The 4,633-nt window shown below is 69.4% G+C and carries 2 protein-coding genes; both read right to left on the minus strand.

The features are described 5' to 3' along the window. Positions 1–50 precede the first annotated feature (50 nt). Positions 51–1,094 (minus strand): bile acid:sodium symporter family protein, encoded by a 1,044-nt coding sequence (locus ACFWEP_RS31975; protein ID WP_387375386.1) that lies wholly within the window; start codon positions 1,092–1,094, stop codon positions 51–53. Positions 1,095–1,211: 117 nt separating this feature from the next. After that, positions 1,212–4,619 (minus strand): CARDB domain-containing protein, encoded by a 3,408-nt coding sequence (locus ACFWEP_RS31980; protein ID WP_387375388.1) that lies wholly within the window; start codon positions 4,617–4,619, stop codon positions 1,212–1,214. Positions 4,620–4,633: the final 14 nt, after the last annotated feature.

The raw sequence follows: 4,633 nt of genomic DNA on the forward strand, positions 1-4,633 counted from the left end.
GGCTCGAAGCCCGCGCACCGGGCGCATGGGTGTCCCGCCGGGGACGGGCGTCAGGAGGCGCTGCTCACCGCTCCGGTGGCCGGCCGGGTGGCGGGGGTCCGCTCGCTCTGCCGGGAGCGGTGCGACATCCAGGCCGCCACCAGGGCGCCCGAGATGTTGTGCCACACGGAGAAGACGGCCGCGGGCAGCGCGGCCAGCGGGCTGAAGTGCGCGGTCGCCAGTGCAGCGGCCAGACCGGAGTTCTGCATGCCGACCTCGAAGGCCATGGCACGGCTGGCGGGCGGGCCGAGGCGGGTGAGCTTGCCCGCCCCGTAACCCAGCGCCAGGCCGAGGCCGTTGTGCAGGACGACGGCGATCAGCACGGTGATGGCCGCCGACTTGATCGCACCGGCGCTTCCCGAGACGACCGCGCAGACGATCGCGGCGATGGCCAGCGAGGACAGCCAGGGCATGGCGCCCAGCACCCGGTCGACGAGCTTGCCCGCGACGAGCCGTACCACCAGCCCGCCGATCACCGGGAGGAGGACCGTCTTGAGGATGTCGGTCACCATGGAGCCGGCGTCCACGGGCAGGTACGTGCCGGCGAGCAGCAGGGTCAGAGGCGGCGTCACCAGGGGAGCGAGCACGGTGGAGACGGTGGCCACGGAGACCGACAGTGCCACGTCGCCGCGGGCCAGGAAGGTCACCACGTTCGACGCGGTCCCGCTCGGGGCGCAGCCCACCAGGATGACGCCCGCGGCCAGTTGCGGGGGGAGACCCAGCAGATGGGCGATGATCCAGCCGAGGCCCGGCATGATCACGTAGTGCGCGACCAGACCGATGGCGACGGCCCAGGGGCGCTTCGCCACCCCCTTGAAGTCGAGCGGGGTCATCGTCAGCCCCATGCAGAACATCACGACGCCGAGCAGGTACGGCACCGCCTTCGTCCAGCCCTCGAAGGTCCCGGGCGTGAGGAGGCCTGCGGCTCCCGCCAGGAGGACGAGGACGGGGAAGACCGTGACGGCGCGCCTCGCGGTCTTGCTGTCCGAGCCCGTGCCATCCGGGGCCGCGCTGTCGGTGCCGGTGTGATCCGGTGTCGTCTGTTCGTTTCGCACAGCCGCGATGAGACGCGGTTTCCCTGTGCTCCCGCAAACCTGTCTCGCTATGTGGTCACTACATTCATCATGTGGCGCGCCGAGGGCCGCGGACAGTCGGCGGGGAGGCCGGGGCGTCTAGCGGACCGATGCCGCCGCGGTGTTGGCGCTGCCGTTGACGACGAACTGGGATCCGGGTTCGATCAGTACGTCGCCCTGGGCCGAGCCTTGGATCGTCACGTTCGTCAGGGTGGCGCTGCCCCTGGCCCCTCCGTGCGCGAGGATGCCGGAGCCGTTGACGGAGTTGGTGATCCTGACGTTCGAGATCTGCGCTCCGGGGACGGAGCCCCCGCCCGTCTTGAACTGGATCCCGTCGTAGGTCGAGTCCTGGATGTCGGTGTCCCTGATCGTGACACCCGGAATGTCGGGGCCCGCCGCGAAGAGGGTGATCGCGCCGAACTCCTGCGCCTCGCCCCAGAAGGCCCCGCCCGTGCGGTAGAGCGCGTTGTTGGCGATCAGGGTCTGCCCGGAGAAGGGCAGGGGGTCGTGGTCGGTCGCCAGCATGATGCCGGGGTAGTTCATCGTGTCGGAGACGATGTTGTTCTCGATGGTGTTGCCGTACCCGCCGTAGACCGCGATGCCGTTGGCCCGCCAGGGCAGGGCGATCGTGTTGTTGCGGAAGTGGTTGTCGTGGCCGATGTCCACCGACTGGTTCTTCACGTACTTGTTCGACCAGACGGCCAGCGAATCGTCGCCCGTGTTCCGGAACGAGGAGTTGAAGACCGTCGAATTGCGGGTTCCGTTGGAGAGGTTGATGCCGTCCGCGTAGGTGTTGCGAATGCGCATTCCGGTGAACTCGACCCCGTCACCGGGACCCCAGAGATCGGGAATGTTGTCGTAGTCGCGGCCCACCCACACCCCGACGTTGGAGTGCTCCAGCCAGACGTTGGTGATCTTGGTGTTGCTGCCGAAGCGTCCGTTGAGGCCCACCCCGCCCTCGGCGTTGCCGTCGCCGCCTCGGATCGTGCCGGAGCCGAAGATCGCGATGTCGGAGATGGTGGTGTTGTCGTCGATGTCGAACCCGAAGTTGCCCTCGTGCGGGTGGTTGATGCCACCCGCGTTCTGGGGCTGGATGAGGGAGTACAGCTGGGAGTGCCACATCCCCGCGCCGCGGATCGTGACGTTCCTGATGCCCACCTGGTTGTACTGCCCCCGGTTGAGCGGGTCGTCGGTCAGGATCTTCTGCTCCTGCCGCCACTGCCCGGCCGGAATCCAGACACAGCCGATCTCGCCGTTCTGGTCGGCCGTCACCGCCCGCTGGATGGCGTCGGTGTCGTCGATGCCGTCGTTGGGCACGGCCCCGTAGGTGGTGATCGAGACGCAGCCGGCGGGCTGCGCCGTCGGCGCCGCCACCTGCTCCAGGTCGACCAGGTCGATGATGTAGAAGGACGCGGTGTCGCCCGCGTCACGCTGGAGGCGGAACTTCGTGCCGACCGGGTAGGTCTGGCCGAGCAGCGCGTTCGACTCGTCGAAGAGCCTGCGGGCGTCCGCCTGCGGCTGGTTGGTCAGGCCTTCCGGGCTGTCCGTGTCGCCGTACAGCCAGCTGTGCTTGGAGGAGAGTGTCAGCTTCCGGGCGAAGGCGTTGTTGACGTAGAGGCTGATCGTGGCCTCCGTACCCCCGCCGCCGGGCGCGTCGGGGATGGAGTTGCGGACCACGAGGGAGTTGGTCGGCACGGTCGAGGTGATCTCGACGTACTGGCCGGTGGAGTTGAGCCGCACCGACTGGCGGCCCGAGGACTCGGTGGCGAAGTTGGTGTGCCCGAAGGTGCGCTTCTGGTCGGCGGTGAGCAAGGTGCCCTGGTAGGAGCCTTGCTCGGCCTCGTACTCGGTGTACGGGACCGCCGCGCCGCGGCCGACCACGATGGCCCGGGAGAAGACGTTGTTGTTCTCGTTGGTCTCAGCGAGGACGCCGGTCGCGTCCGCGGTGGCGGTCAGATTGGCCCCACCGCTCTTCGCGGTCCACGTACCGCTGATCGGCACGGTGACCGTGCCCCCGGCGGGAATGGCTCCGGTGGTTCCGTTCAGTGTGGTGCTCTCCACCTGGAGGCGGGTCACGGTCGTGGCACTCGCCGCAGTGGTGCCGCGGTTGTTCACCGAGACGGTGAAGGTGACGGCCGCGCCGACCGCCGGGCTGGTCGGGCTGGAGGAGATGCCCGTGACCTGGAGATCGGGCCCGGGGCTCTGTGCGACCACGAGCTTGGAGGAGGCAGTGCGGCTGTTGTTGCTGTTGTCCAGCTCGACGACCGTGTCGGTCGGGTCGACCACCGCCGAGACGGAGTACGAACCCATCGGGCGCTTGCCCACGCTCACCGCGACGGTGGCCGAGGCGCCCGCCGCGAGCGCGTTCACCGCGGCGCTGCCGGCCACCTGGCCCTCCAAGCTGACATTGACCGTCGTCGCGGGTGCCGCCGCCGAACCGGCGTTGCGCACCGTGGTGTTCACGGTCACCGCGTCGCTCTCCGAGGGCGAGGCGGGCGACCAGCTCAGGTCGGTCAGGACCAGGTCCGGGTTGGGCGCGGCCGTACCGACGACCTGGACCTCGGCCACCTGGGCGCCGGGAGCACCGGTGTTGGACGAGAACTTCAGCTGCACGTCGGCGTACCGCCCGCTGACCGGGACCGTCACCGTGTTTCCGTTGCCGGACGGCGAGAAGGCGTAGTCGGCCTGGCTCTTCAGCGAGGTGAACCCGGTGGCGGACTGCGCCCGGCCCAGCACCTGGAAGCTCTGGGTACGGGCACCCCACGCCGAATCCGGCGAGAGCTTGACCACGACGGCCGAGAGGTCCGCGTCGGAGCCGAGCTTCACCGTCAGCGTGGCCGGATAGCCGTTCGACTCCCAGTAGGTGTCACGCCGGTCGTCGTTGGCGTTGGTACCCACGTAGGTCTGCGCGTACGACGAGGCCTCGATCGGCTTGTTCAGCGCGAGGTTGGTACCGGTGGGCGTCGGTGTGCCGGGGTCCGTGCCTCCCGACGCCTCGCCGTAGACCTCCAGTTGGGAGAGCTGCGCCGCGTTCCAGCCGGTGTTGGCGGTCACCAGGACCCGTACGTACCGCACCTGGGCCGCGGTGAAATCGACGGTGACGGTGTTGTTCGCGGCCGGGGTGAACGACCGGGCGGCCGAGGCGGACAGGGTGCTGAACCCGGAGCCGTCCGTGCTGCCCTGGACGGCGAGCGTCTGGGTGCGCGCCTCCCAGGTGTTCGGCAGCTTCAGTACCACCTGGTCGACGGCGGTCGCGGTGCCCAGATCGGCCTGGACCCACTGCGGGAACGTACCGGGGCTCTCCCAGTACGTCTGCTGACTGCCGTCGGTGACGTTCGACGCCGGGTAGGCGCCGAGCGAGCCGCCGGCCGACGCCGGCCTGCCGAGTGCCAGGTCGGCGGTCCGTCCGGCCGCCGAAGCGGCGACCGGCAGAAGGCCGACGGTCATCAGTGCGGCTGCCACCGCACCGATGACGAACCGCCGCCATCCGCGTTGCTTCCCTCTCATGCTGTCCTCAGTTC

Source organism: Streptomyces sp. NPDC060198, from assembly GCF_042728415.1.
Taxonomy (GTDB): domain Bacteria; phylum Actinomycetota; class Actinomycetes; order Streptomycetales; family Streptomycetaceae; genus Streptomyces.